This window comes from Microbacterium sp. DT81.1, assembly GCF_049844955.1.
GTDB lineage: Bacteria > Actinomycetota > Actinomycetes > Actinomycetales > Microbacteriaceae > Microbacterium.
Genome location: NZ_JBNCMA010000002.1, coordinates 536,975 through 562,983 on the forward strand (window position 1 = coordinate 536,975; position 26,009 = coordinate 562,983).

Annotated in this window: 22 protein-coding genes; 18 read left to right on the forward strand and 4 right to left on the reverse strand. The window is 69.9% G+C overall.

What is annotated here, in order from left to right; genetic code table 11:
• Positions 1–204: 204 nt before the first annotated feature.
• From ACLQ2Q_RS07790 to ACLQ2Q_RS07830, 9 genes are all read left to right on the forward strand, one after another.
• On the forward strand, positions 205–1,740 hold the full coding sequence (locus ACLQ2Q_RS07790) for an ABC transporter substrate-binding protein (protein ID WP_425819670.1): 1,536 nt from the start codon (positions 205–207) through the stop codon (positions 1,738–1,740).
• A 70-nt stretch (positions 1,741–1,810) separates the two neighbouring features.
• Complete coding sequence (locus ACLQ2Q_RS07795; protein WP_425819672.1) at positions 1,811–2,752, forward strand: ABC transporter permease; 942 nt, start codon at positions 1,811–1,813, stop codon at positions 2,750–2,752.
• Positions 2,749–4,641, forward strand: coding sequence for a dipeptide/oligopeptide/nickel ABC transporter permease/ATP-binding protein (locus tag ACLQ2Q_RS07800; RefSeq protein ID WP_425819674.1), 1,893 nt, complete (start codon positions 2,749–2,751; stop codon positions 4,639–4,641). The genes ACLQ2Q_RS07795 and ACLQ2Q_RS07800 overlap by 4 nt, the downstream gene beginning before the upstream one ends.
• Positions 4,638–5,495: an ATP-binding cassette domain-containing protein gene (locus ACLQ2Q_RS07805; RefSeq protein WP_425819676.1), complete on the forward strand. Its 858-nt coding sequence runs from the start codon at positions 4,638–4,640 to the stop codon at positions 5,493–5,495. The genes ACLQ2Q_RS07800 and ACLQ2Q_RS07805 overlap by 4 nt, the downstream gene beginning before the upstream one ends.
• The gene (locus tag ACLQ2Q_RS07810; protein ID WP_425819678.1) at positions 5,492–7,936 is read left to right on the forward strand and encodes a glycoside hydrolase family 3 protein; all 2,445 of its coding nucleotides are present in this window, start codon (positions 5,492–5,494) and stop codon (positions 7,934–7,936) included. Before ACLQ2Q_RS07805 ends, ACLQ2Q_RS07810 begins: the two co-directional genes overlap by 4 nt.
• Entirely contained in the window at positions 7,933–9,063 is a 1,131-nt protein-coding gene (locus tag ACLQ2Q_RS07815) for a serine hydrolase domain-containing protein (protein WP_425819680.1), read from the forward strand. The genes ACLQ2Q_RS07810 and ACLQ2Q_RS07815 overlap by 4 nt, the downstream gene beginning before the upstream one ends.
• Positions 9,064–9,089: 26 nt before the next feature.
• A complete protein-coding gene (locus tag ACLQ2Q_RS07820) occupies positions 9,090–10,613 on the forward strand; it encodes a family 43 glycosylhydrolase (protein ID WP_425819682.1) in 1,524 nt (507 codons plus the stop codon).
• Positions 10,610–13,426 (forward strand): family 78 glycoside hydrolase catalytic domain, encoded by a 2,817-nt coding sequence (locus tag ACLQ2Q_RS07825; protein WP_425819684.1) that lies wholly within the window; start codon positions 10,610–10,612, stop codon positions 13,424–13,426. Before ACLQ2Q_RS07820 ends, ACLQ2Q_RS07825 begins: the two co-directional genes overlap by 4 nt.
• Before the next feature lie 70 nt (positions 13,427–13,496).
• On the forward strand, positions 13,497–15,242 hold the full coding sequence (locus ACLQ2Q_RS07830) for a DUF5605 domain-containing protein (RefSeq protein WP_425819686.1): 1,746 nt from the start codon (positions 13,497–13,499) through the stop codon (positions 15,240–15,242).
• A gap of 95 nt (positions 15,243–15,337) precedes the next feature.
• Here ACLQ2Q_RS07830 and ACLQ2Q_RS07835 read toward each other — a convergent pair whose 3' ends face one another.
• Both ACLQ2Q_RS07835 and ACLQ2Q_RS07840 read right to left on the reverse strand, forming a co-directional pair.
• Positions 15,338–15,742 carry a VOC family protein gene (locus ACLQ2Q_RS07835; protein WP_425819688.1) on the reverse strand — a complete coding sequence of 135 codons (405 nt, stop codon included), beginning with the start codon at positions 15,740–15,742 and terminating at the stop codon, positions 15,338–15,340.
• A gap of 85 nt (positions 15,743–15,827) precedes the next feature.
• Positions 15,828–16,451, reverse strand: coding sequence for a helix-turn-helix domain-containing protein (locus ACLQ2Q_RS07840; RefSeq protein WP_425819690.1), 624 nt, complete (start codon positions 16,449–16,451; stop codon positions 15,828–15,830).
• A gap of 65 nt (positions 16,452–16,516) precedes the next feature.
• On the opposite strand from ACLQ2Q_RS07840, the gene ACLQ2Q_RS07845 reads away from it, so the two are divergent.
• Together ACLQ2Q_RS07845 and ACLQ2Q_RS07850 are read left to right on the forward strand one after the other, a co-directional pair.
• Positions 16,517–17,506, forward strand: a complete 990-nt coding sequence (locus tag ACLQ2Q_RS07845; RefSeq protein ID WP_425819692.1) for an NAD(P)/FAD-dependent oxidoreductase — start codon at positions 16,517–16,519, stop codon at positions 17,504–17,506.
• Positions 17,479–18,312 (forward strand): aldo/keto reductase, encoded by an 834-nt coding sequence (locus ACLQ2Q_RS07850; protein ID WP_425819694.1) that lies wholly within the window; start codon positions 17,479–17,481, stop codon positions 18,310–18,312. The genes ACLQ2Q_RS07845 and ACLQ2Q_RS07850 overlap by 28 nt, the downstream gene beginning before the upstream one ends.
• Here the strand turns inward: ACLQ2Q_RS07850 and ACLQ2Q_RS07855 are convergent.
• Positions 18,309–18,905: a TetR/AcrR family transcriptional regulator gene (locus ACLQ2Q_RS07855; RefSeq protein WP_425819696.1), complete on the reverse strand. Its 597-nt coding sequence runs from the start codon at positions 18,903–18,905 to the stop codon at positions 18,309–18,311. The two genes, ACLQ2Q_RS07850 and ACLQ2Q_RS07855, sit on opposite strands and share 4 nt — an antisense overlap.
• A 62-nt stretch (positions 18,906–18,967) precedes the next feature.
• On the opposite strand from ACLQ2Q_RS07855, the gene ACLQ2Q_RS07860 reads away from it, so the two are divergent.
• The 3 genes from ACLQ2Q_RS07860 (at position 18,968) to ACLQ2Q_RS07870 (ending at position 21,009) form a co-directional block, all read left to right on the forward strand.
• Entirely contained in the window at positions 18,968–20,083 is a 1,116-nt protein-coding gene (locus ACLQ2Q_RS07860; protein ID WP_425819698.1) for a hypothetical protein, read from the forward strand.
• A gap of 120 nt (positions 20,084–20,203) precedes the next feature.
• A complete protein-coding gene (locus ACLQ2Q_RS07865; protein ID WP_425819700.1) occupies positions 20,204–20,569 on the forward strand; it encodes an ArsR/SmtB family transcription factor in 366 nt (121 codons plus the stop codon).
• Positions 20,566–21,009 carry an SRPBCC family protein gene (locus tag ACLQ2Q_RS07870; RefSeq protein WP_425819702.1) on the forward strand — a complete coding sequence of 148 codons (444 nt, stop codon included), beginning with the start codon at positions 20,566–20,568 and terminating at the stop codon, positions 21,007–21,009. Before ACLQ2Q_RS07865 ends, ACLQ2Q_RS07870 begins: the two co-directional genes overlap by 4 nt.
• Before the next feature lie 55 nt (positions 21,010–21,064).
• Here the strand turns inward: ACLQ2Q_RS07870 and ACLQ2Q_RS07875 are convergent, their stop codons facing one another.
• Complete coding sequence (locus tag ACLQ2Q_RS07875) at positions 21,065–21,910, reverse strand: NAD-dependent epimerase/dehydratase family protein (protein ID WP_425819704.1); 846 nt, start codon at positions 21,908–21,910, stop codon at positions 21,065–21,067.
• A gap of 187 nt (positions 21,911–22,097) precedes the next feature.
• Here ACLQ2Q_RS07875 and ACLQ2Q_RS07880 point away from each other — a divergent pair, with 187 nt between their 5' ends.
• The 4 genes from ACLQ2Q_RS07880 (at position 22,098) to ACLQ2Q_RS07895 (ending at position 25,950) form a co-directional block, all read left to right on the forward strand.
• Positions 22,098–23,189 (forward strand): DNA glycosylase AlkZ-like family protein, encoded by a 1,092-nt coding sequence (locus ACLQ2Q_RS07880; RefSeq protein WP_425819706.1) that lies wholly within the window; start codon positions 22,098–22,100, stop codon positions 23,187–23,189.
• 44 nt (positions 23,190–23,233) lie between these two features.
• Complete coding sequence (locus ACLQ2Q_RS07885) at positions 23,234–23,590, forward strand: cupin domain-containing protein (RefSeq protein WP_425819708.1); 357 nt, start codon at positions 23,234–23,236, stop codon at positions 23,588–23,590.
• 186 nt (positions 23,591–23,776) lie between these two features.
• Positions 23,777–25,075, forward strand: a complete 1,299-nt coding sequence (locus ACLQ2Q_RS07890; RefSeq protein ID WP_425819710.1) for an MFS transporter — start codon at positions 23,777–23,779, stop codon at positions 25,073–25,075.
• A gap of 50 nt (positions 25,076–25,125) precedes the next feature.
• Positions 25,126–25,950 (forward strand): MerR family transcriptional regulator, encoded by an 825-nt coding sequence (locus tag ACLQ2Q_RS07895; protein WP_425819712.1) that lies wholly within the window; start codon positions 25,126–25,128, stop codon positions 25,948–25,950.
• Positions 25,951–26,009 lie beyond the last annotated feature (59 nt).

A 26,009-nucleotide genomic window follows, 5' to 3' on the forward strand; every position in this document is an offset into this window, starting at 1 on the left:
CTCCACCGTATCGTCGGGCGGCGTCGGCCCCCGTCCAGAGCCGATCATCGCCCCTGAACGCCCAGTCTGGACCTTCCAGAAACAAAAAGCGAGCGGCCACTAGAAATTTATCCCAAAAACCTAGTGCATGCTCGGGTTTGGTGTTATCGTCTTCAATCACCGGCGATCCACAGTGGGATCGCCCCTACCAAGAGGACTTCGAAGATGATCCGATGGAAGAGTGCCGCGGCAGCAGCGGCCATCGCCGTCACCACCGCTCTCGTTGCGACGGGCTGCGCCGGTGGAGGCTCCACAGGCGGCAGTGGAGAGGGTGGCGAATCGCTCACCCTGGGCGCGATCTTCGCGCCGGCGACGTTCGACCCCGCGGGCGCCGAGTGGGGCAACCGCGCACCGTACTACCAGGCGGTCTTCGACACGCTGCTCCTGGCCACGCCCGAGGGAACCATCGAGCCGTGGCTCGCGACCGAGTGGTCCTACAACGAGGACAACACCGTCCTGACCCTCACGCTCCGTGACGACGTCACCTTCACCGACGATTCCGCTCTCACCGCCGACGTCGTCATCAAGAACCTGCAGCGCTTCAAGGAGGGCACCTCCCCGGATGCCGGTTACCTCGCGGGCGTCGCCAGCATGGAAGCCCCCGACGACCAGACCGTCATCATCACCCTGAGCGCACCCGACCCCGCGTTCCTCAACTACCTGACGCGCGACCCCGGTCTCGTCGGCGCCGAGGCCTCGCTCGACAGCGCCGATGTCGCGACGAACCCCGTCGGCTCCGGCCCGTACGTTCTCGACACCGCGGCGACCGTCACGGGCACGAGCTACGTGTACACGAGGAACGAGGACTACTGGAACCCCGACGTCCAGCACTACGACGGCCTCACCATCAACGTCTTCGCCGACAACACCGCGGCGCTGAACGCCCTCAAAGCCGGCGAGGCGAACGGCATGAAACTGGCGACGAACGACAACCTGGCCGAGGTGGAGGGGGCCGGCTGGACGGTCAACGCCAACGAGCTCGACTTCCAGGGTCTGCTGCTGCTCGACCGGGCCGGCACGACGCAGCCCGAGCTCGCCGATGTCAAGGTGCGCCAGGCCATCAACTACGCATTCGACCGCGCGGGGCTCCTCACGGCGCTGCAGACCGACCACGGCACCGTCACGACGCAGGTGTTCCCGACGACGAGCGACGCCTACGACCCCGAGTTGGACGAGTACTACACCTACGACCCCGACAAGGCCAAGGAGCTGCTCGCTGAGGCCGGCTACGAGGACGGTCTGACGCTGCAGATGCCTTCGGTCTCCGCGCTCGGCGCCGCCACCTACACGCTCATCCAGCAGCAGCTGGCCGATGTCGGGATCACGGTGGAGAACGTCGAGGTCGCGCCGAACAACTTCATCGCCGACCTGCTGGCACCGAAGTACGCGTCGTCGTTCATGGCCCTCGAGCAGAACCCGGACTGGCAGCTCATCCAGTTCATGATCGCGCCCCAGGCCGTGTTCAACCCGTTCCACTACGAGGACCCGCAGGTCAACGACTACATGCAGCAGATCCAGTACGGCGACGAGGCCACCCAGGCGTCGGTGGCCAAGGAGCTGAACCGCTACATCGTCGAGCAGGCCTGGTTCGCGCCGTTCTACCGGGTCCAGGGCAGCTTCGCGACGGATGCCGACACGACCGTCGAGATGCTTCCGACGAACGCCTACCCGGCCATCTACGACTTCGAGCCGAAGCAGTAGCGGCCTTCCGGCCCGCCCGTCCCCCGAGCGGGCGGGCCGGATCCTCTTCTCTCAGACCCAGGAGCAAAGCATGCTCACGTTCATCATCAGGCGCATCCTCGCCGGCGTCGTCCTCCTCTTCGTGATCTCCGTCCTCGCGTTCGGCCTGCTGTATCTGGACAGCGCGAACATCGCCCGACGGATCCTCGGCCAGAACGCCACCCCCGAGCTCGTGCAGCAGAAGGCTCAAGAGCTGGGCCTGGACCGGCCCATCGTCGTCCAATACTGGGACTGGCTGACCAGCGCCCTCACGGGCGACCTCGGACGGTCGTGGTTCAACGGTCAGCTCGTGACCGTCAGCCTCTCCGGCCGCGTCGCGGTCACCCTCTCGCTCGTCATCGGGACGACCGTCGTCTCGGCCGTCCTCGCCGTTCTGCTCGGCGTCCTCGCCGCCCGACGAGGCGGTTGGATCGACGGCGGAGTCCAGTTCATCTCGGTGCTCGGCTTCGCGATCCCGGGCTTCCTCATCGCCCTCTACCTCGTGCTGATCTTCGCCATCAATCTCGGCTGGTTCAAGGCGACCGGCTACATACCCATAACGGAATCGTTCACCGGCTGGCTGTCGTCCGTGACACTCCCGATCGCTGCTCTCGCGGTGGGTGCCATCGCCGCCGTCACCCAGCAGATCCGCGGCTCGATGCTCGACGCGCTGTCGCGGGACTACGTGCGCACCCTCCGCAGCCGCGGGCTGCCGATGAGCAGCGTCGTCTACAAGCACGTGCTGCGAAACGCGGGCGGACCCGCCCTCGCGATCCTCGCCGTGCAGTTCATCGGCCTCCTCGGCGGCGCCGTGATCGTAGAGCAGGTGTTCGCCCTTCCCGGCATGGGACAGCTGACAGTGCAAGCGGGGCTCCAAGGCGACGTCCCCGTGGTCATGGGCCTCGTCATGGCCTTCGCCGTGATCGTGCTCATCGTCAATCTCCTGATCGACCTCGCGCAGGCTGCGCTCAACCCGAAGGTGCGACTGTCATGACCGCCATCGAAGTTCCCCCCGCGATCCCGGTCCCGCACGTCAGGACCTCGCTGTTCCGCCGGCTCGTGCGCAAGCCGGTCGGGCTCATCGCACTGCTTTACCTGGCCTTCGTCGTGCTCATCGCTATCATCGGACCGCTCATCGCACCGCACGACCCCAACGCCGCCTCGATCCAGCTCGTGCTCGCGCCGCCGAGCGCCGAGTATCCCCTCGGAAACGACAGCGCGGGCCGCGACGTGCTCTCGCGACTGATCGTCGCCACCTCCGTGACGCTGGCCGCCGCGGCTCTCGCGGCCGTGACGGCGCTCCTGATCGGCGTCATCGCGGGCCTCATCGCGGGCTACTTCCGCGGCTGGTTCGACGGCGTCGCCTCCTGGGTCACCTCGCTGGTCATGGCGCTGCCGGGCATCGTGGTCCTGATCGCGGCGCGTGCCGTGCTCGGGCCGTCGGTGTGGGCGGCGATGTTCATCTTCGGCATCCTGCTCTCGACCGCCTACTACCGGCTCGTATACGCGGCCGTCGTCGGCGTTCGCAGCGAATTGTATGTCGACGCCGCGCGCGTCTCCGGGCTCAGCGACATGCGCATCATCGGCCGGCACATCCTGTCGGTCGTGCGCGCGCCGATCATCATCCAGACGGCGATCATCGCGGGCATCGCGATCGGCATCCAGTCGGGCCTGGAATTCCTCGGTCTCGGTGACATGACGGTCCCGACGTGGGGCTCGATGCTCAACGACGGCTTCGCGAACATCTACCGGGCGCCGCTGCTCATGGTGTGGCCCTCGCTCGCGATCGCCACCACGTGCATCGCGCTGACGCTGCTCGCCAATGCGATGCGGGACGTGCTCGAGCGCACCATCTCGGTCCGCCGTCGGCGTCGCCGCGCGGTCACGACCGCGACGGGTTCGATGGCCGCCGTCACGACGTCGATCTCGACCGGTGGCGGGGATGCCGCGCCCATCGAGGACTCGATGGAGCTTCCGATGATCACGGAGACGATCGTCCACCCCGACGATGCGAGCACGGCGCGGAACCTGCACGAGCCCGTCCTGACCATCACCGACCTCCGCGTCGCCTATCAGCAGCAGGGCGGCGAGGACATCGAGGTCGTGCACGGAGTGTCGCTGCAGGTGCGCAAGGGCGAGATCCACGGCCTCATCGGTGAATCAGGCTCCGGCAAGACCCAGACGGCGTTCGCGGTGCTCGGCCTGCTGCCCCGCGGCGGACACGTGTCGGGCGGGTCGATCGACTACGAGGGCACGCAGCTCGCGGATGCCTCGGAGAGCGCGTTCGCGGGCATTCGCGGTAAGCGCATCGGCTACATCCCGCAGGAGCCGATGTCGAATCTCGACCCCTCGTTCCGGATCGGGTACCAGCTTGTCGAGCCGCTGCGGCGCAACCTCGGGCTCAGCACGAAGGAGGCGACCGAGAAGTCTCTCGCACTGCTCGACCGGGTCGGCATCCCGAATCCGAAGCGCACGTTCGACGCGTACCCCTTCGAGGTCTCCGGCGGCATGGCGCAGCGCGTGCTGATCGCGGGCGCCGTCTCGACCGACCCCGACCTGATCATCGCGGACGAGCCGACCACGGCTCTGGATGTGACGGTGCAGGCCGAGGTCCTCGACCTGCTGCGCGACCTTCAGCGCGAGCGCCACATGGCGATGCTCCTGGTGACGCACAACTTCGGTGTCGTCGCCGACCTCTGCGACCGCGTCAGCGTCATGCAGCAGGGGCGGTTCGTGGAGCAGGGTCCTGCCCGCACCATTCTCGGCAGCCCATCGCACCCGTACACCCAGTCGCTGCTGGACGCGATCCTCGACGAGGGTCCCGCACGGCCGCCGCTGGTCACCGCCGGCGGTACCACCCGCATCGAAGGAGGACGCTCATGAGCACGCTGCTCGACGTCAAGGACCTCGAAGTCGCCTACCCGGGCAAGGGATTCCGGGCGAAGCCGTTCCAGGCACTGAAGGGCGTCTCGCTCGACATCCGGCCGGGTGAGACCGTGGGACTGGTCGGCGAATCGGGCTCGGGCAAGACGACGCTCGGACGCGCCGTTCTGGGACTGGCGCCGGTGACCGGCGGGACGATCACCTACGACGACAAGAACATCAGCCACCTGCACCGCCGCGAGCGGCGCGCGCTCAGCTCTGAGATCCAGGTCGTCTTTCAGGACCCGTACTCGTCGCTGAACCCGTCGCTGACAATCGAGCAGATCCTCGCAGAACCGCTCACCGCCCGCGGCGTGTCCGGCAAGACCGCCCGCACCAGGGTGCAGGACCTGCTCGACAGTGTCGGGCTCCCCGCCAACGCCGCCGGCCGGCTGCCGCGCGAGTTCTCCGGCGGGCAGCGCCAGCGCGTCGCGATCGCCCGTGCACTCGCCCTCGATCCGAAGCTCATCGTCTGCGACGAGCCGGTCTCCGCGCTCGACCTGTCGACCCAGGCGCGCGTGCTCGACCTGTTCATCGAGATCCAGGAGCGCACCGGCGTCGCCTATCTCTTCATCTCCCACGACCTGGCCGTGGTGCGCCACATCAGTCACCGTGTCGCGGTGATGTACCGCGGCGAACTCGTCGAGACCGGAGAGGGTGACCAGGTCACCGCCCGCCCCGAGCACCCCTACACCCAGCGGCTCTTCCTCGCCGCGCCGGTTCCCAACCCCGACCACCAGGCCGAACGCCGCGCTGCGCGGCGTCGACTGCTCGACGAGCAGGCGGCCGTTCTGAACGAAGGAGAGGCGGCATGACGACGCCGGCCACGTCCATCCAGCCCCCCGCCATCCAGCACCTGCTGCCCCTGCTCGAGCAGCTCACGCTCGACGAGAAGGCCGCCCTCGTGCAGGGTGCCGACTTCTGGACCACGGTCCCGCTGCCCAAGATCGGGCTCCGTGCGATGACCCTCTCCGATGGACCGGCTGGCGTTCGCGGCCCGCGGTGGGACGAGCGGGAGCCCTCGCTCAACCTCCCGTCCGGTTCGGCCCTCGGCGCCTCGTGGGATGCCGACCTGGCGTACCGCTACGGCGCGGCAGCGGCATCCGAGGCCCGTCGCAAGGATGTCGACGTCGTGCTCGGCCCGACGATCAACCTGCACCGCTCGCCGCTCGGCGGCCGGCACTTCGAGTGCTTCAGCGAAGACCCGGAGCTGAGCGCCGGGCTCGCCGCCGCCTACGTCGGGGGACTGCAGGACAACGGCGTCGCCGCGACTCCCAAGCACTACGTCGCGAACGACTCCGAGACCGACCGGTTCACGGTCGACGTGCGACCGGGGGAGCGCGCCCTGCGGGAGCTCTACCTCGTCCCGTTCGAGCGCGCGGTCGAGGCCGGCGCCTGGGCGCTGATGTCGGCGTACAACGCGGTCGACGGTGTCACGATGACCGAGAACGACCTGCTCGAGGATCCGCTCAACTCGGAGTGGGGCTTCGACGGCGTCGTCGTCTCGGACTGGACGGCCGTGCGCAGCCTCGCCTCCGTGCCGGCCGCGCAGGACCTCGCCATGCCGGGCCCCGCGCCGGCGTGGGCCGACCTCGCCGAGGCGGTGCGCGACGGGCGCCTGAACGAGGCGGACCTGGATCGCAAGGTGCTGCGGCTGCTGCTGCTCGCCGAGCGCGTGGGCGCCCTCGGCGACGGCGGCCCCGCTCCCGTGGCGGTGATCGATGGAGTGGCGCTCGCCCGTGAGGCCGCCATCGAGGGCTCGGTGCTGCTGAGCAACGACGGCCTCCTGCCGCTGGGCGTGGCGAGCCCCGTCTCGAGCATCGCCGTCATCGGTCACAACGCCCGTGAGGCGCGCACCCAGGGAGGTGGCAGCGCGACCGTTCTCCCGGAGCGCGTCGTCTCGCCGCTCGATGCCATCCGTGCCGCGGTGCCGCACGCGAGCGTGACCTACGAGCTCGGTGCGGTGGTGCAGGACGGTGTCGCCGCCCTGCCGCTCGAGCACATCACGAATCCGCGCACCGGAGAGCCTGGTCTGACGGCGACGTTCCTGGATGCAGGGGGGGCCGAGCTCTTCACGGAGGACCGCCGATCGACCGCCCTGGTGTGGTTCGGCGGCGACGCGCCGGTGGGCTCCGCCGAGAGGATCGTGCTGCACACCACCTACACGCCCGAGGAGTCGGGTCGCGTGCTCCTCGGCTTCGCCGGCGCGAGCCACGGCCGCCTGTTCGTCGACGGTGAGCTCGTCGTCGACGACCAGCCCGTCGTCACGGGGACGGACCTCGGGGCGGCGTTCCTGAACCCGCCGTCGCTTACGGCGGCCGTCGAGGTCAGCGCGGGCCAGGCTCTCGACGTGCGGGCCGAGTTCCTTCTCGGCGACGTCGACTCCCCGCTCACCGGCGTCTTCAGCGCGACCGTCGGCATCGCGCCGGATGACTCGGACCCCGACGGCCTGATCGCGCGCGCCGCCGGAGCGGCCGCCGCCGCCGATGTTGCGGTCGTCGTGGTCGGCACCAACTCGAAGGTCGAGTCGGAGGGCTACGACCGCGAGAACCTCGACCTGCCGGGTCGTCAGGACGACCTTGTGCGAGCGGTCGTTGCGGCCAATCCCCGCACGGTCGTGATCGTCAACGCCGGGTCGCCGGTGGTGCTGCCGTGGGCCGAGGATGTCGCGGCCATCGTGCTGGGCTACTTCGGCGGCCAGGAGTTCGGGCACGCCATCGGCGACATCCTGACCGGCGACGCCGAGCCCGGTGGCCGCCTGCCGACGACGTGGCCGGCGGCGCTCGCCGATGTGCCCGTGCTCGACGTGACGCCTCAGGACGGCGCGCTCATCTATGACGAGGGCATCCATATCGGCTACCGCGCCTGGCTGCGTGCGGGTGCCGCTCCCGCGTTCCCGTTCGGCCATGGCCTCGGCTACACCGACTGGACCTGGGACGCGATCGAGGCGGATGCCGATGGCTACGCCGTCACCGTCACGGTGACGAACACGGGCCGCCGGGCCGGCAAGCAGGTCGTGCAGGTCTACGCCGAGCGTCCCGACTCCGCCGTGGAGCGCCCGGAGCGCTGGCTCGTCGGGTTCGCCGTCGTGCGAGCGGATGCGGGGGAGACGGTCTCGGTCTCGGTTCCCGTTCCGGCCCGGCGCCTTGCACACTGGACGGGGGAGTGGACCGTCGAGCCAGGCGCCTACGCGCTGCGGGTCGGTCCGTCGGTCGCCGAGCTGCCGCTGCGCACCGAGTGGACGGTCGACGCGTGAGCGAGCCGGAACTCGGCGCGCGACTGCGCGGCAGCGCCGACAGGCGGCTCGGTGAGATCGTTGATCGACTCGACGGCTTCCTCGCTCAGGACCCCGATCTGTCGTTCCAGGTGGCTGCCATCCACGGCGGGGTGGTGGTGCTGGACGCATGGGGCGGACCGCACCTGTCTGCGGACTCCGTCACGGTGCCGTACTCGGTCACGAAGAACACGATCGGGCTGTCCATCGGGCTCCTCGCCCAGATGGGCGAGCTCGACCTCGATGAGCGCGTCGCGCATCACTGGCCGGAGTTCGCCCGATACGGCAAGGGCCACGTCACCGTCCGCCAGCTGCTGTCGCACCAGGCAGGCCTTCCGCAGGCGACGCCGGCGCTCTCCGCCGCCGAACTTCTCGATCAGCACGTCGCCGCGGAGCGACTCGCCGCATCGCCCCCTTTCTGGCACCCGGGCTCCGCCTTCGGGTACCACGGCATCACGATCGGCAACCTCGCTTCCGAGCTCATCTTCCGCGTCACCGGCCGCACCCTGCAGGAATACTACGAGGCCGAGATCCGCGCGCCCCACGACATCGACTTCTTCCTCGGCCTGCCGCCGGCGCAGGACGTCCGCAGGGCGCCGACGCTCCCCATGATCCGGCCGGTGGCCGACGCATCGCCTCTGTACACATCGCTGCTCGGGCCGATCGTGTTCGCCGCGCCGGGACCCGCGGTGGATCTCGCGAACGACGAGGTCAGCTGGCGATTCGGCCATCCCGCAGTATCGGGTGCGGGCACGGCCCGGGGACTCGCGCGACTCATGGCCGCCGCCGTCACCGGGGTCGATGGCGCTGCACCATTCCTGTCGGCCGACACCGTCTTCGCGATCGGGCAGCAGCAGGTCCGCGGGTACGACGAGGTGCTCGGGCAGCCCGACCGCGCGCACGCGATCGTGTTCCAGAAGCCGACCCCCTCGCTCGCCTTCGGCGGCCCCCGCGCCTTCGGTCACGACGGAGCCATGGGGGCGCTCGCGTGCGTCGACCCCGACACCGGCGTCGCGTTCGCCTGGACGATCGCGCGAGGGCCGTGGCCGGGCGGCGGGGACCCCCGGGCGGTCGCCCTGGCGGCCGAACTCGGCACCCTTCTCTCCTGACCCGCCCTGCGACGACGAGGAACACCGTGACCACGCTCTACAACCCGCTGCTGAACGGCTTCCACCCCGACCCGAGCGTCGTGAAGGTCGGCGAGGACTACTACCTCGCGACATCCACGTTCGAATACCTGCCCGGCATCCCGATCCACCACTCGCGGGACTTCGAGAACTGGACCCTGATCGGGCACGTCGCGCTCACCGAAGCACAGCTCGGCATCGCGGATGTCCCCACCGCCGGTGGCGCGTGGGCACCCACGATCCGGTTCCGCGACGGGGTGTTCCACGTGATCATCACCGTGGCGATGGCGCGCGGGATGCTGCACTTCACCGCCACGGACCCGGCCGGACCGTGGAGCAAGGGCGAGGTCATCCTCGGCGTCGACGGCGAGGAGAGCGTGAACGGCATCGATCCCGACCTGGCATGGGACGACGACGGCACCGCGTACGTCACCTACTCCGGACTGATCATGAGCGGCGCGCAGCTGGGGGCGCACCTCGGGGTGCAGCAGGTGAAAGTCGATCTCGACCGCCATATCGCGCTGGAGGAGCCCCGCTCGCTCTGGTCCGGCACCGGCCTCATGTTCCCCGAGGCGCCGCACCTCTACCGGCACGAGGGGCACTGGTACCTGATGATCGCCGAGGGCGGCACCGAGCGCGGCCACGGCATCAGCATCGCCCGCGGCGATTCGCCGGAGGGGCCGTTCGAGCCGGCGCCCCTCAATCCGCTCGTGTCGGCCCGCTCGACGAGCCGCCCCGTGCAGAACACCGGCCACGGCGACCTGGTGGTCGGCCCCGACGGCGACTGGCTCGTCGTGCTGCTCGGCGTGCGTCCCCGCAGCATGACCCGCGCCTTCTCGGCGCTCGGCCGCGAGACGTTCGTGACGAGCGTGCGGTGGGTGGATGGCTGGCCCGAGATCGATCCGGTGGAGCTCCACCCCCGGCCAGCAACGGCCATCATCGACGACTTCGACGGTACTGAGTCGGACGGCGACGAGCTGGACGGCGAGTGGATCGCGGTGCGCCGCTCGCCGGCGGAACTCGCCGACCTGACGAGCAGGCCCGGCTGGCTCGTGCTGCGCGGCGACGGTTCGACGATGGATGACGCGCATCCCGTCTTCGTCGGGCGCCGGCAGCAGCACCTCACGAACGCCGTGACGGCGGGGGTGGATGCGTCGGCCGGCGTCGGCGGTCTCTCGCTGCGCTACGACGAGCGCTTCCATGTGGACCTCGAGGTGGGCGGCGGCTCGGTGACCGGCCGCGCCGTTCTCGGCGGGCTGCGCCAGGAGTGGATCCATCCCTTCGAGGGCGACGTGCTCGACCTGCACATCGTCAGCGGGCCTCCTGAGGGCGACGGGGGCTTCCCCCGCACCAGCGACATCATCCGGCTGGCGGCCACCATCGACGGCGAACGGGTCGAGCTCGGCGAGGTGGACGGCAGGTTCCTGTCGTCGGAGACGACCGAGTCGTTCACCGGCCGCGTCATCGGCGCCTACGCCGTGAGCGGCACGTTCGCGGTGGACCGCTTCGCGGCAGAAGGGCACGACGAATGACGCGCATCGCGACCATGCGGGCCGAGTTGCGGGATGACACCGCCCTCGTCGCCACGGCGACTCCGCGCCTGAGCTGGACCGTCGAGGCGGAGCAGCCTGGATGGCTGCAGGCGTCGGCCGAGCTGCGTGCCGGGAACGAGTCCGCCACGATCTCGGGTCGGGACTCGGTGCTCGTGGAGTGGCCGTTCGCCCCGCTCCAACCCGGGGAGGTCCGCGCCGTCGAGATCCGCGCGACGGCCGAAAGCGGCGACACGACCCCGTGGAGCGAGCCGCTGGCGGTGACGGCAGCCTTCCTGGCGGAGGGCGAGTGGATCGCGGAGCCGATCGGCCTCGCCGACCCGGCGCGCGAAGCGCAGCCCTTCCGCGTGCGCACGAGGTTCGAACTCGACGCGCCGGTGCGCCGAGCCACCCTCTTCTGGACGGCCCTCGGCGCGGCCGAGCCCGAGGTCAACGGCGCTTCGGTCTCGGACGACGTGCTCGCACCAGGATGGACCAGCTACCGCGACCGCCTCGTGCACGAGACCGTCGATGTGACCGACCTCGTCCACCCGGGGGAGAACGTCCTCGGTGCCACGGTCGCCGGTGCCTGGTACACCGAAAAGTACGGCTTCTTCTCCTTCGCCGACCGCGTCTACGGCGACCAGCCGTCGTTCCTCGGCCAGCTGAGGCTGGAGTTCGAGGACGGGTCCACTCGCACGATCGCGACCGACGGAGGCTGGCGGGCCGACGGGAACGGCCCCGTCGTGGCATCCGGAATCTACGCCGGCGAGCACCACGATCTGCGCCTCACCGACGCCGCGTGGTCGGCGCCCGGATACGACGACGCCTCCTGGACTCCCGTGCACGTGGGCCCGGCGTCCCGGCCGGGCTACGAGAACGTGCCGGTGCCCGAGCCGCGCATCGCACCGCCCGTGCGCCGGATAGAGACGCTTCCGGTGGCCGAGGTGCTCACGTCGCCCTCCGGCGCCCTGGTGCTCGATTTCGGCCAGAACCTCGTCGGCCGCCTGCGCCTGCGCGTGGCCGGTCCGGCCGGCACGCGTATCAGCGTGCACCACGCTGAGGTGCTGGATGGGGGAGAGCTGGCGCTGCGACCGCTGCGGAACGCGGCATCCGAAGCGCACTTCGACCTCGCCGGAGACGGCCCCGAGACGCTCGAGTCGCGGTTCACGTTCCACGGCTTCCGGTACGCGCAGCTCGACGGCTGGCCCGGAAAGTTCGACCCGGCGGACGTCGAGGCCCTGGTGCTGCACACGGACATGGTGCGCACCGGCTGGTTCGAGTCCTCGCACGCCCAGCTGAATCGCCTGCACGAGAACGTCGTGTGGGGGATGCGCGGCAACTTCCTCTCGATCCCGACCGACTGCCCGCAGCGCGACGAGCGCCTCGGGTGGACCGGCGACCTGCAGGTCTTCAGCCCCACCGCGAGCTTCCTGTACGACTGCGACGGATTCCTCACGTCGTGGCTGCGCGACCTCGCCCTCGAGCAGGCGCGCAACGAGGGGAACGTCCCGCTGGTCGTGCCCGCCGCACTTCCGGGCTTCGGCGGCCCGGCCGCCGTGGCGGCGTGGGGCGATGCCGCGACCGTCGCCCCGTGGGTGCTTCGTGAGCGCTTCGGCGACGATGGTGTGCTGCGCGCGCAGTACGCCAGCATGCGCGATTGGGTCGACGCCGTGCTGCGCGTCTCGACCGATGGTCTCTGGGCGCACACGTTCCAGCTCGGCGACTGGCTCGACCCGGCGGCCCCGCCCGACAAGCCGGGCGCCGCCAAGGTCGACTCCGACATCGTGGCCAGCGCCTACCTCGCGCGGTCGCTGCGGATCGTCGCCGACACGGCCGCACTGCTCGGGAACGGGGCGGATGCCGAGAAGTACGGCGCGCTCGCGGAGAGCAGCCGGGCGGCGTTCGTCGCCGAGTACGTGACACCGGGCGGGCGGATGATGTCGGATGCCCCGACGGCCTATGCGCTGGCGCTCGGCTTCGACCTCGTGCGCGATGCCGGGGTGCGCGCCCGACTGGCCCGGCGCCTGGCCGGACTGGTGCGCGCGGGCGGCTACCGGATCGGCACCGGGTTCGTCGGCACACCGCTGGTTACGGATGCCCTCACCGACGGCGGCTACCTCGACGAGGCCGCCCGACTGCTGCTGCAGACGGAGAACCCCTCATGGCTCTACCCGGTGACGATGGGCGCGACGACGGTCTGGGAGCGCTGGGACAGCCTGCTCGAGGACGGCTCCGTCAACCCGGGTGAGATGACCTCGTTCAACCACTATGCGCTCGGCGCGGTCGCGGACTGGCTGCACCGCACCGTCGCGGGGCTCGCGCCCGACGAGCCGGGATACCGCCGCATCCGCATCGCCCCCCGGCCCCTGGCCGAGCTGGAGCACGCCTCGGCGCGGCACATCACGCCGTACGGGCCGGCATCCGTCTCCTGGCGCCGTGCCGGATCATCCATCGTCGTCACCGCCGAGATCCCGCCGAACACCACGGCCGTCATCGACCTGCCGGGCCTCGATGTCGCGGAGGTCGGCTCCGGCCGGCACGAGTGGACGTTCGCCGACCGGCCGACGCCCGAGTTCGCCGGACCGTTCGATCTCGACTCGTCCACCGCATCCGTGATCGACGACCCGCGCGCCTACCGCGCGCTGATCGATGCGATCGCGAAGCACGACCCCGGCAAGGCCGACGAAGTGCGCCGCGACACCGTGTGGGCGGAGGGGCGCACGGTGCGTCAGTCGCTCATGTTCACCCCGCATTCCCTGCTCGAGTACGTGGAAGAGGCGCTCGCCGCGATCACGGAGCACACTCCTCGATAGACCCGGCGGAAAGATCGCGGAAACCGCATCTCGAATCGGCCGACCGACCCAGCCCTTGGAGGCACAGCCCATGTTCGATCGCAGTTCCACCTTCGGCGAGGCACTCGACAGCCCGGCCGCGCGTTCCGTGCTCGAGGTGTTCCTCCCGGGCATCGCGGCATCACCCATGGCGTCGCAGTTCCGCGGCGCTCGGCTGGGTCAGGTCGTGAACCTGGTGCCCGGACTTGCCGAGTCGGTCGATAAGGACCGCTTCTTCGCGGCGCTCGCCGAGCTCGAGGAGGGCGGAGCGGGGCGCGCTCCGTATGCGCCCGCCATCGACCCGCATCCGGAGTACGAACCGGAGAGCGTGCCTCGCGGTTCCGCCGGTGTCACGCTCCCCCAGCCGACGCCGCAGTGGGGCGTCGTCGAGGTGCGCTTCGCCGGCCCGAGCCACGGCAACCCCTTCGTCGACGTGGAGCTCACCGCATCCTTCACGAACGGCGGTCGCACTCTCCGCGTCGGCGGCTTCTACGACGGCGACGGCGAGTACGTGCTTCGCCTGCTCGCCGAGGAAGTCGGCACCTGGCGGTTCGAGACGTCATCGACCGCCCGCTCGCTCGACGGGATCACCGGCGAGGTCGTGGTGACCGAGCCGGACCCGGGCGCACATGGACCCGTCCGCGCCGACGGCTTCCACTTCGTGCACGCCGATGGGACCCGGTACCGGCCGGTGGGAACCACGGCCTACGCCTGGACCCACCAGCCCGAAGAGCTGCAGGAGCGCACCCTTCGGGCGCTGGAGGGCTCCAGCTTCACGAAGATGCGCATGTGCATCTTCCCGAAGTCCTACCTCTACAACGAGAACGAACCGGAGGACTTCCCCTTCCCGGGGTCGATCGAGGAGGGGTTCGACCTCGAGCGCTTCGACACCGGCCACTTTCGCCGGGTGGAGCAGCGCATCGCGCAGCTCGGCGCGCTCGGCATCGAGGCCGACCTTATCCTCTTCCACGCCTACGACCGCTGGGGGTTCGCCGATCTCGGACGCGCCGTCGACGAGCGCGCCCTGCGCTACGTCGTCCGTCGCCTGGCGGCCTATGCGAACGTGTGGTGGGCGCTCGCGAACGAGTACGACCTGCTCTGGGCGAAGACGGAAGAGGACTGGGAGCGCATCGCCGAGATCATCGGCGAGGAGGATCCGCACGGGCACCTGACCTCCATCCACAATTGCCGCCCGTTCTACGACCAGACGCGTCCGTGGATCACGCACGCCAGCGTGCAGCGCGTCGATGTGTACCGCACGGCGGAGAACACCGACCATTGGCGCGAGCAATGGAACAAGCCGATCGTGATCGACGAGTGCGGCTACGAGGGCGACATCGACCAGGGGTGGGGCAACCTCACCGGCGAGGAGCTGGTGCGGCGCTGCTGGGAGGGCGCGATCCGCGGCGGCTACGTCGCTCACGGCGAGACCTACCTGAACGACGCGCACGAGCTGTGGTGGTCCAAGGGCGGCGAGCTCGTCGGCAGCAGCCCGGCGCGGATGGCGTTCCTGGACGGCATCATCGCCGAATCACCGACGGGAACGCTCGAGCCGCTCCCCTCCGATTGGGATGTTCCGTTCGGCGGTGTCGCGGGCGAGTACGTCGTCCTCTACTTCGGGTTCAACCGCCCCCGCTTCCGCAACGTCGTGCTGCCCGACGGGACCTTCGAGGTCGACGTGATCGACACGTGGGGGATGACGGTCGAGCCGGTGCCCGGCGTGCACAGCGGTGTCGTGCGCGTCGAACTCCCGGGGCGCCAGTACATGGCCGTGCGCCTGCGGCTCGTGCAGCCCTGACCCCCCTGCGCGAAGGGACGCGATCTGCTGACTCCGGTGTACCGAAGCCGCAACTTGCGTCCCTTCGGCAAGGATCGGGGAAGGGATGCCCGGCGTCAGCTCTCGACGGTGGCGTCTGAATCCGAATCCGTCTCGCCCTCGACCTCGGTGGTGCCCTCGTAGAGCCCGATCGCATTGCCGTCCGGGTCGGCGATGATCGCCCACCAGCTGGTCGGGCTGATCGGCCCCTTCTCCATCGTCACGGTGCCGCCCGCGGCGACGGCGGCGGCGATGGCGTCATCGATCGAGTCGACCTCGACGTACGAACGAGGCTGCGTGAAGTCGGCGGTGCGCGGCGCGAGCCCGCCGCCGCTGACCTTGTTCGGCGCCTGCCACATCGGGTATCCCTCGTACCCCGGGGGCTCGGCGATCTTCCAGCCGAAGACCGTGGAGTAGAAGGACGCTCCCGCCGCCAGGTCGCTGACCGGGATGTCGATGTGCGTGATGTCGCCGTGAGCCATGGCGTCTCCTCTCGTCGGGTTCTGCCCGACGTGTCGCCGGGCGTTCCCGACAGTGTCCCGCCGATGGATGCGCACGACAAGAGGGTCACGCCCGATGCTCCGGGGCGCTCCTGCGGCCGGTGCTCGCGCGCACGTGCGCCCGCTCGCCCTGCTTGCCGAACAGGCTCAGGAACTCGACGGACTGGGCTTCCGCGGCCCCGAACCAGTGCGGAACACGCGTGTCGAACTCCGCGACCTCGCCCGGTCCGAGCACGAGGTCGTGCTCGCCGAGTACGAGGCGCAGCCGGCCGCTGAGCACGTAGAGCCACTCCCAGCCCTCGTGGGTCTGCGGATCGGGCTCGCGCACGACACCGGGCTCGACCATCTTGTAGGCCTGGATGCCGCCCGCGCGGCGCGTCAGCGGCACCATCGTGCGACCGTGTCTCGTGATGGGCCGCACGTGGATGCGGGGGTCCCCGGTCGGGGGAGCGTCGACCAGTTCGTCGAGCGTGACCCCGTGTGCCCGGGCCAGCGGCAGCAGCAGCTCGAGCGTCGGGCGGCGGTCGCCCGATTCGAGGCGAGACAGCGTGCTGACCGAGATGCCGGTGGTGGCGGACAGCTCGGCGAGTGTGGCGTCGCGCTGTGCGCGCAGCGCCCGGAGGCGGGGCCCGACCGCCAGCAGCGAGGCCGCGTCGAGGGCGGTGGGGTCATCTTCGCTTGCGGCATCCATGCGGTCAGTTTGCCATATCGGCAATAACGCTTGCCACACGGCATCCTCCGGCGCATCCTCGAGAGATGAATGAGAACCAGGATGCCGCGGTCGATGTCGTCGTGATCGGAGGGGGCGCCGCGGGGCTCAGCGGCGCGGTGACGCTCGCGCGGTCGCGCCGTTCGGTCGTCGTGGTGGACGCCGGCGAGCCGCGCAACGCTCCGGCAGCCGGCGTGCACGCGCTCCTCGGGCGCGAGGGCATCGCCCCGGCGGAGCTGCTCGAGCGAGGGAGGGCGGAGCTCGAGGGCTACGGCGGCACGATCCTCCGAGGCGAGGTCGTGCGCGCCGCGGCGGATGCGGACGGCTTCGCCGTCACCCTCGCCGACGGGCGCGCGATGCGAGCTCGCCGCCTGCTCGTCACGACCGGCCTCGTCGACGAGCTGCCCTCGGTTCCGGGCCTGCGCGAGCGGTGGGGTCGGGATGTGCTGCACTGCCCGTACTGCCACGGATGGGAGGTGCGCGACCGGGCCATAGGCATCCTCGCGACCACGCCGACGTCGGTGCATCAGGCGCTGCTCTTCCGCCAGCTGAGCGACGATGTGGTTTACCTCGCGGCGGGCGTCGGGATGCCGGAGGCCGAGGATGCCGAGAAGCTCCAGGCGCGCGGCATCCGGATCATCGAGGGCGAGATCACGGGCCTTCACATCGTCGATGACCGCCTGAGCGCCGTGCGTCTGAGCGACGGAGCGGTCATCGCCCGCGATGCGCTCGCCGTCGGGTCGCGGATGGTCGCCCGCTCGGCGGTCTTCGACGATCTGGGGCTCCAGCCGACGTCCCACCCGATGGGCGAGTTCATCGCCGTGGATGCCACCGGACGAACGGCCGTCGCCGGGGTCTGGGCAGCGGGCAATGTCTCCGATCTGTCGGCGCAGGTCGGCATGGCGGCCGCCCAGGGCACGTTCGCGGCGGCGCAGCTCAACGCCGATCTGGTGGCGGAGGATGTGCAGATCGCTGTCACCAGGCACCGGGAGCGGGGGAAGATGGAGGCATGGTCAGCATCCCGAACATCACCCTGAACGATGGCAGCCCGTTCCCCGTGCTCGGGCTCGGCACCTACGGACTGCGAGGAGAGGACGGCATCGCGTCGCTCGTCGCGGGCATCGAGGCGGGCTACCGCCTGCTCGACACCGCGGTGAACTACGAGAACGAAGCCGAGGTCGGCGATGCCATCCGTCGCAGCGGCGTCGACCGCGACGAACTGATCGTCACCACGAAGATCCCCGGGCGCTCCCACGGCTTCGAAGAGGCGCTCGCCAGCACGAACGAGTCCCTCATCGTGCTGGGCCTCGATCGGATCGATCTCTCCCTGATCCATTGGCCGAACCCCCGCGTCGACAAGTACGTCGACACCTGGCGCGCGATGATCGAGCTTCGCAAACGAGGGTCGCTCCGCTCGATCGGCGTCTCGAACTTCACCGAGGCGATGCTGACGCGCCTGATCGACGAGACAGGAGTCGCTCCGGCGGTCAACCAGGTCGAGCTGCACCCCTACTTCCCGCAGACCGCGCTTCGCGCCTTCCACGCGCAGCACGGCATCCGCACCGAGAGCTGGAGCCCGCTCGCGCAGCGCAGCGAACTGCTGACCGAGCCGCTGCTCCGAGACCTCGCCGAGGTGCACGCCGCGAAGCCCTCCCAGGTCGTGCTGCGCTGGCACATCGACTCCGGCAGCACCCCGATCCCGAAATCGGGCGACCCGGACCGTCAGCAGGAGAACGCCGATCTCTTCGACTTCGAGCTCGACGCCGACGAGATCGCGGCCATCGCCGCCCTGGAGAAGGGGCGGCTCTGGGGCGCCGACCCCGACACCCACGAGGAATTCTAGGAGTCGGCGGGCGCCTGACGAAGGGCGGCGGCCACCGAGTCGACGTACTCGCGGGCATCGCGGGGACCGAACAGCGCTGTGCTCGCGACGTATCCCTGCGCGAGGCTCATCACCGCCCGCGTGCTGTCGGCGACGAGCGACTCGGTTGCGGCTTCATCCGTCGCCTGCGTCTGCGCCCACGGCCTCAGTGCTGTGCCCATCGCTGCGCGGAGACGGCTGACCGTCCCGAGCATCTCTTCGCGCATCTCCCCGGATATCGTCGCCTCGCCCCAGAACTGCAGCACGATTCCCGCCGGAAGCCCGTCCTCGGCGAACACCCCGAGCATGGTCGTGAGCACCTCCCGAGGCGTGCGCACGTCAACCGTGCTCTGCAGGTAGTCCAGGCGCGGGAGGAGGTACTCGGCGACGACGTACCGCGCGAGTTCGACCTTGCTCGAGAAGTGGGAGTAGATGGCTCCCGTCGAAAGCCCGGACTCTTCCACGATGTCGGCGATCGACGTGTCGTGCACCCCCTTGCGCTCCAGGCACCGGATCGCCGCGAGGGCGATCTCGTCTCGACGGGCCTTCCGGTACTGCTCACTGACGCGGGGCATGTAAAAAGAATACCCGTTCTGCTATTCTTCAAACAGAACACTCATTCTCTTTAGGAGGTCTCATGTCCGACACCCTGGTACCCCGCACGAAATGGGGCCTCGCAGTCGCGTACGGCCTGGCCGCCGCGCTGGTGATCGCCGTGCTGATCATGGCCTTCGTGTGGCCGGCCGCGACATCCAAGCCGCAGAATCTGCCCGTCGGCATCAGCGGGCCGGCGGATCGGGTCGCCGCTCTCGAGCAGGCGCTCGACGCGCAGGAGGCGGATCCGTTCACCCTCGTCGAGGTGTCGTCCCGTGCCGACGCGGTCTCGCAGATCGAGGCGCGCGAACTGTACGGCGCGATCCTCCTCGACGAGCCGGAGGTGCTCACGGCGACCGCCGCGAGCCCCGCCGCCGCGCAGGCGCTGCGTGGCGTGGCGACCCAGCTGCAGTCCCAGCTCAGCACGGCGGTGCAGGATGCCCTGCTCGCCCAGGTGCAGGCGCTCGGCATCGCGCTGGCGACGGGACAGCCGCCGGCCGTCGCGCCGCCGGCGGGTGAGGGCGCCGACATCCCGTCGGTGACGGTGACGGATGTCGTACCCCTGGCCTCCTCCGACCCCACGGGCGCCGGCCTGGCGGCCGCGGCGTTCCCTCTCACGCTCGGCGGGATGCTCGCGGGCATCCTGCTGTCGCTGCTCGTCGCCGGCGCAGTGCGCCGCCTCGCGGGCCTCGTCGTGTTCGGCTTCGCCGCGGGAGCACTCGCGGCGCTCGTCATGCAGACGTGGTTCGGCCTGCTGCAGGGCGATTGGCTGCTCAATGCGGCGGCGCTCGGCCTCGGCATGTCGGCCACGGCCGCGTTCCTCATCGGCATGAACGCCGTGTTCGGCCGTCCCGGCCTCGGCATCGCCGCGATCGTCACCGTGTTGATCGCCAATCCGATCTCGGCGGCCGCCGTCCCGATGCAGTTCCTTCCGGAGCCGTGGGGCGCGATCGGGCAGTTCTTCGTGCCGGGCGCCGCATCGAACCTCCTCCGCTCGCTGAGCTACTTTCCGGATGCCGCGACCGCGGTGCAGTGGACCATCCTGGCGTGCTGGCTCGTCGGGGGCGTGGTGCTGGCGCTCGTCGGGCACTACCGCGATCGGCCCGACATGCGCGTGCCCTCCGACCAGCTGGAAGAGCCGGAGCTGCAGCCGGCGTAGCCGGCGGGCTTCGCCCGCTGGCGGTCCCGGCGGCTGCCGGCAGCCGGCTTGACAAAGACTTCAGACCTGTTATATTCAACTCATCGGTTCAGAACTAAATGGTTGAATAAGGAGGCGCGGATGTCGGATGACCAGCTCAGCCGTACCTTCGCTGCCCTGGCTGACCCCACGAGGCGTGCGATGCTCGCACGTCTCGCGCAGGGGGAGGCGACCGTCGGGCAGCTCGCCGAGCCGTTCGACATGAGCTTCGCGGCGGTGTCCAAGCACCTGCGGGTGCTCGAGACCGCGGGGCTCGTCACCCGCGGACGCGATGCGCAGTACCGGCCGGCCACGCTCGATGCACGTCCGCTCGCCACGGCATCCGCCTGGATCGGCGACTATGCGCAGTTCTGGGCCGCCAGCTTCGACGCGATGGGCTCGTACCTCGAGCGCATCCAGAACACGCAGGGCACAGGTGCCCGGAACCAAGAAGGAGAACACCCATGAACGACCAGATCACCGTCACCCGCACCTTCGCGGCGCCCCGCGAACTCGTCTGGGACGTGCTGACCACTCGCGAGCACTTCGCGGTGTGGTTCGGCACGGAGGCCGTGGACGTGCCCCTCGAGACGCTCGAATGGGACCTCGCCGTCGGCAACCGCTGGACCGCCGTCATGCACCTCCCCGACGGGACGACCAAGAGCTGGCTGGGGGAGTTCGTCGAGATCGATCGCCCCTCCCGCTTCGTCTTCCGCCTCACGGACGAGCCCGAGAACCCCGACGACCTGGCGCCGGTCACAGTCGAGCTCGCCGACGTCGACGGCGGCACCGAGCTCACCCTCACCCAGGCGACCCCGGGGTGGAGCGACGAGAACCGCCAGGCTCTGATCGGCGGATACAACGCGTTCCTCGACTCGATGCAGCGGATTCTCGACCGCGTCGGCTGACCGGCCGCGGCATCCGCTCGTCGTCACCTCTCGACGGCGAGCCGGATGCCGGGTGTCAGACCTCGTCGCGCCAGGAGTGCTGCGGCTCGAAGCCCAGCAGCCGCCGTGCCTTGTCGATCGAGAGCATGGTGTCGTGCTCGCCGAGGTCGCCCCGAACCTCGACGCCGGGGAAGACCTCCGCGACGAGCTCGGCGTTCGGCTTCGACATCACGGTGTCGGACGCCGCGATGATGAAGCGCTCGAAGCCCGGCGGGGCGACCTCGAGGGCGCGCTCGATCGCCAGCGCCCCGTCGCGGGCGTCGATGTAGCCCCACAGGTTCCACTTGCGACCGCGCGGGTCGGCGTCGTAGGAGGGGAACGCGGCGTAGTCCTCAGGCCACATCACGTTCGAGAAGCGCAGCGCCGTGATCGAGAGATCCGGGTGCCATCGCACCAGCTCGACGGCCATCGTCTCTTCGAGGTGCTTGACCAGCGAGTAGACCGACTCGGGGCGCGCCGGGTACTCCTCATCCACCGGGATGTAGGGCGGCGGCACGTCGAACGGAAGCCCTAGCACGGTCTCGCTCGATGCGTAGACGATGCGCCGGATGCCGAGGCGAACGGCCGCCCAGAACACGTTGAACGTGCTCGGCATGTTGTTGTGGAACGTGGCGACATCGCTCAGGATGCCCGGGGCGGGGATCGCACCGAGGTGCACGAGCGCGTCGATGCCGTCGTGCTGGTCGTTGACTCCGGCGAGCGCGTCGATCACCTGCCCGTAGTCAGTGAGGTCGACCCGCACGAAGCCCGGTCCTCGCTGCCCGGATACATCGAGATTGACGACGTTGTGGCCGTTCGCCCGGAGTTCGCGGACGACGACTGAGCCAAGTTTTCCGGATCCTCCGGTGACGGCGATGCGCATGCCACCAGCCTGTCACGCCAGTGGTCGGCCGTGGGCGATCACCCCGACCCGGTCGCTGAGCCCTCACACTCACAAACCCGGTCGCTGAGCCTGTCGAAGCGTCGATGGCCGCGGCGAACGACCCCTCGACGGGCTCGGGGACCCTGATCAGGCGCCGCGCGTCTGTGCCTCCCGGTAGCCTCAACCGATGGTCGTGGAGCTGACGACGCGCGATGCGCGACGCATCGCCGTGCGCGCGCAGCTTCTGGATGCGGATCGCCCGGCAGATGTGGTCGAGGTGGCCGAGCAGCTCGGCGTGATCAACATCGACCCCACGGCCGCGGTCGCGCCGAGCGAAGACCTCCTGCTCTGGAGCCGCATCGGCGAGCCGTACGACCCTGGGCAGCTCAAGCGCGCCGCCGAGGTGGACCGCACCATCTTCGAGCTGGACGGCATGTTCCGCCCCGCCAGCCACCTGCCGTTGCTGCTGCCCGAGATGCGGCAGCCTCCGCGCTACGCGCAGACCCGCCAGTGGCTGGAAGACAACGATCGGTTCCGTCGCGACATCCTCGCCCTCCTCCGTGAGAGCGGACCTCTGCTTTCCAACGAGATCCCCGACACCAGCTCGGTGTCGTGGCCGTCGTCGGGCTGGACCAACGACCGCAACGTGAACCAGATGCTCGAAATCCTGGCGATGCGCGGCCACGTCGCGATCGCGGGGCGCGAGAAGCGGCAACGGTACTGGGATCTCCCCGAGCGCGTCTATCCGCAGGATCTGCCGGAGCTCTCGCTCGACGAAGCGCGTGGCGAGCGCAACGCGCGGCGGCTTCGCGCGCTCGGAATCGCCAGGGCGAGATCCACCTCGATGCCGGGCGAGCCGATCGACGTGGGCCAAGCGGGTGTGGATGCCGTCGTCGACGGGGTCCCCGGGATCTGGCGCGTCGACCCGGATGCGCTCGACCAGCTCGGGGAGCCCTTCAAGGCCCGTACAGCGCTGCTCTCGCCGTTCGACCGGCTCGTGTTCGACCGCAAGCGCCTGCTCGAGCTCTTCGACTACGAGTACATCCTCGAGATGTACAAGCCGAAGGCGCAGCGCCGGTGGGGATACTTCGCGCTGCCGATCCTGCACGGGGACGAGTTCGTCGGGAAGCTGGATGCCGCGACCGACCGCAAGACGGAGGTTCTGCGCGTGAGCGCCATCCACGAGGACGTGCCCTTCACACCGGATGTCGCGGCCGCCGTCGACGCCGAGATCGATGACCTCGCACGATGGCTCGGCCTGCGGGTCGCTGGTGTCTGATCGGCACCTGGAACACCGACCGCATCCTCGGTACCGTGGCACGCATGTCCGACGTTCTCGATCTCCCCATCCCGTTCGCTGCACTGCGCGTCGGCGCTTCGCGCACGATGCGCTTCGAGGGCAAGGACTACGGCTCGGGCATCTCGTTCTTCTTCGTCGACAACGACCCGGGCATGGGACCGGGGCTGCACCGTCATCCCTACACGGAGACGTGGACCGTCGTCGAGGGCGAGGCGACGATCACGATCGACGGCCGCGCCATCGTCGCACGCGCCGGCGATACGGCGGTCGTCGCTGTGAACACGTGGCACGGGTTCACGAACACGGGCGATGGGGCGCTGCGCATCCTCTGCATCCACGACTCGCCGGAGATCATTCAGGAGTTCCTGTACGAGGAGTGAGTCGCCTCGGGCGCCGCATCATCCTGCCGAGGGCTTCTCTGCCTGAGGGTGGGCGCGCCGCCCCCGCCGCCAGCCGTCATCCGAACTCGCATCGGCTTCATGCCGGGACGAATCGCGCCGCTGCCCGCTCAGCCGACGGAACGGCTATCGTACAGAGCCGAGGTGCGATCGGGACCGGGGAGCGCAATGGACGAAGCCACGCTGGATGCCGTGAATATCGGCCGCGGTGCGCCGCGGTCCCGCCGCGTCCATCCCGGCTGGATCGTCGCTGCGGTAGCGTTCCTGGCTCTCGTCGCGGCGGCGGGGTTCCGCGCGGCACCCAGCGCCCTCATGCTTCCCCTGGAAGAGGAATTCGGCTGGTCGCGCAGCGTCATCTCGAGCGCGGTCACCGTCAATCTGCTGCTCTATGGACTGATGGCGCCCTTCGCCGCCGCGCTGATGAGCCGCTTCGGCATCCGTATCGTCACGACCATCGCCCTCCTGCTCGTCGCCGCCGGCGCGGGCATCAGCGTCTTCGCCACCAGCCCCTGGGTGCTCGTGCTGACGTGGGGTGTGCTGATCGGGCTCGGCACCGGGTCGATGGCCCTCGTGTTCGCCGCCACGGTCGCGGACGCCTGGTTCGTGCGGCACCGGGGCCTCGTCGTCGGAACGCTCACGGCCGGCGGCGCGACGGGTCAGCTCGTGTTCCTCCCGCTCGTCGCCGCGATCGCCGAGGACCAGGGGTGGCGCGCCGCCACGCTGATCGTCTGCGGAGCGTCGCTCGCCGTCATCCCGCTCGTGCTCATCTTCGTTCGCAACCGCCCGTCGGATCTCGGCCTGCTCCCCGTCGGCGCCCCGGCCGATTGGGTCGAGCCACCGCGCGCCCGCGGGAACGCGGCGCTGCTCGCGCTGCGCACGCTCGGCCGCGCGAGCAGGTCGCGCACGTTCTGGGCGCTCGTCGCCGGCTTCGCCATCTGCGGTGCGACGACCAATGGCCTCGTCGGCACCCACTTCATCCCGAGCGCCCATGACCACGGGATGGCGCAGACCACCGCGGCGGGCTTGCTCGCCGTCGTCGGCATCTTCGACGTGATCGGGACGATCGCATCCGGCTGGCTGACCGATCGGTTCAATCCCCGGCTGCTGCTGGGCGTCTATTACGCGGGGCGCGGCCTCGGCCTCGCCGTGCTTCCGTTCCTCCTCTCCGACACCGTGCGCCCGCCGATCATCGTGTTCGTGATCATCTACGGTCTCGACTGGGTGGCGACCGTGCCGCCCACGGTCGCGCTCTGCCGCGAGCTCTTCGGCCCCGACGGCCCGATCGTCTTCGGCTGGGTGTTCGCCGCCCACCAGTTCGGCGCCGCCTTCGCCGCGACCATGGCGGGCGTCATCCGTGACACCACCGGCGACTATTCCGTGGCGTGGTTCGGGGCGGCGGGGCTCTGCGTCGTCGCTGCCGTCGTCTCTCTGTCCATCCGGCGGGTGCGGACGCCGGAGCGCGTGTGAGTTCCCTCGCTTGACCCTGCCACTGTGTCAGGGTTGACGCTGGGATCACCATGTACACCATCGGAGAGTTCGCGGCCTTCGGGCGCGTCAGCGCGCGGATGCTGCGGCACTACGACCGGATCGGACTTCTCGTGCCGGCGCGGGTCGACGAGTACTCGGGCTACCGGTACTACGACGGGTCGCAGCGCTCAGCGCTGGCCCTCATCGTGGAGCTCCGCGAGCTCGGCTGCTCGCTCGAGGATGCGGCCTCGGTGCTTCGTGCGGATGACACAACGGCGGCGCTTGCGGCGCTGCTGGAGCGTCGCCGCCGCGAGCTCGAGGACACACTCGCCGCCGACACGAGACGTCTGGATCGCATCGGTCTGCGCCTCCGGCTCTTGAGAGGAGATACCCCCATGTCCACCCCAGAGATCGTCTTCAAGGACATCCCCCCCGCCCGGGTCTACGAGGCCGTCGCGACCGCGCCCGGATTCGGTCCCGAGAACATCTCGCCCGTCATCGGGCCCCTGTTCGACAACCTGTACGACGCGCTCTCGCGTTCGGGCGCCGCCTTCGAAGAGACGGGGATCGCCTGGTACGAGCAGGGCGAGAACCCCGACACCGTCTACGTGCACGCCGGCTTTCCCGCGGGCTCCGACGCCCGGGACGGGGACGGGTTTCGCGTGCTCGAACTCTCGGCGCTGGCCGGTGCGGCGACGACCGTGCACCACGGCGACATGTCCAGCATCGGCGACTCGTGGGGCGCGCTGATGGAGGGAGTCGAACGCGAGGGATACCGGATGTCGGGGCCGAGCCGCGAGGTCTACCTCGTGTCTCAGCCCCTCCCGCAGACGGAGTGGGTCACGGAACTGCAGCAGCCTGTGGCGAAGGGCTGACGCGGCGGCCAGGGTTGGGGTTCGGTTGCTGACGGGTCGCCACCCCCCCCGGGTCGCTG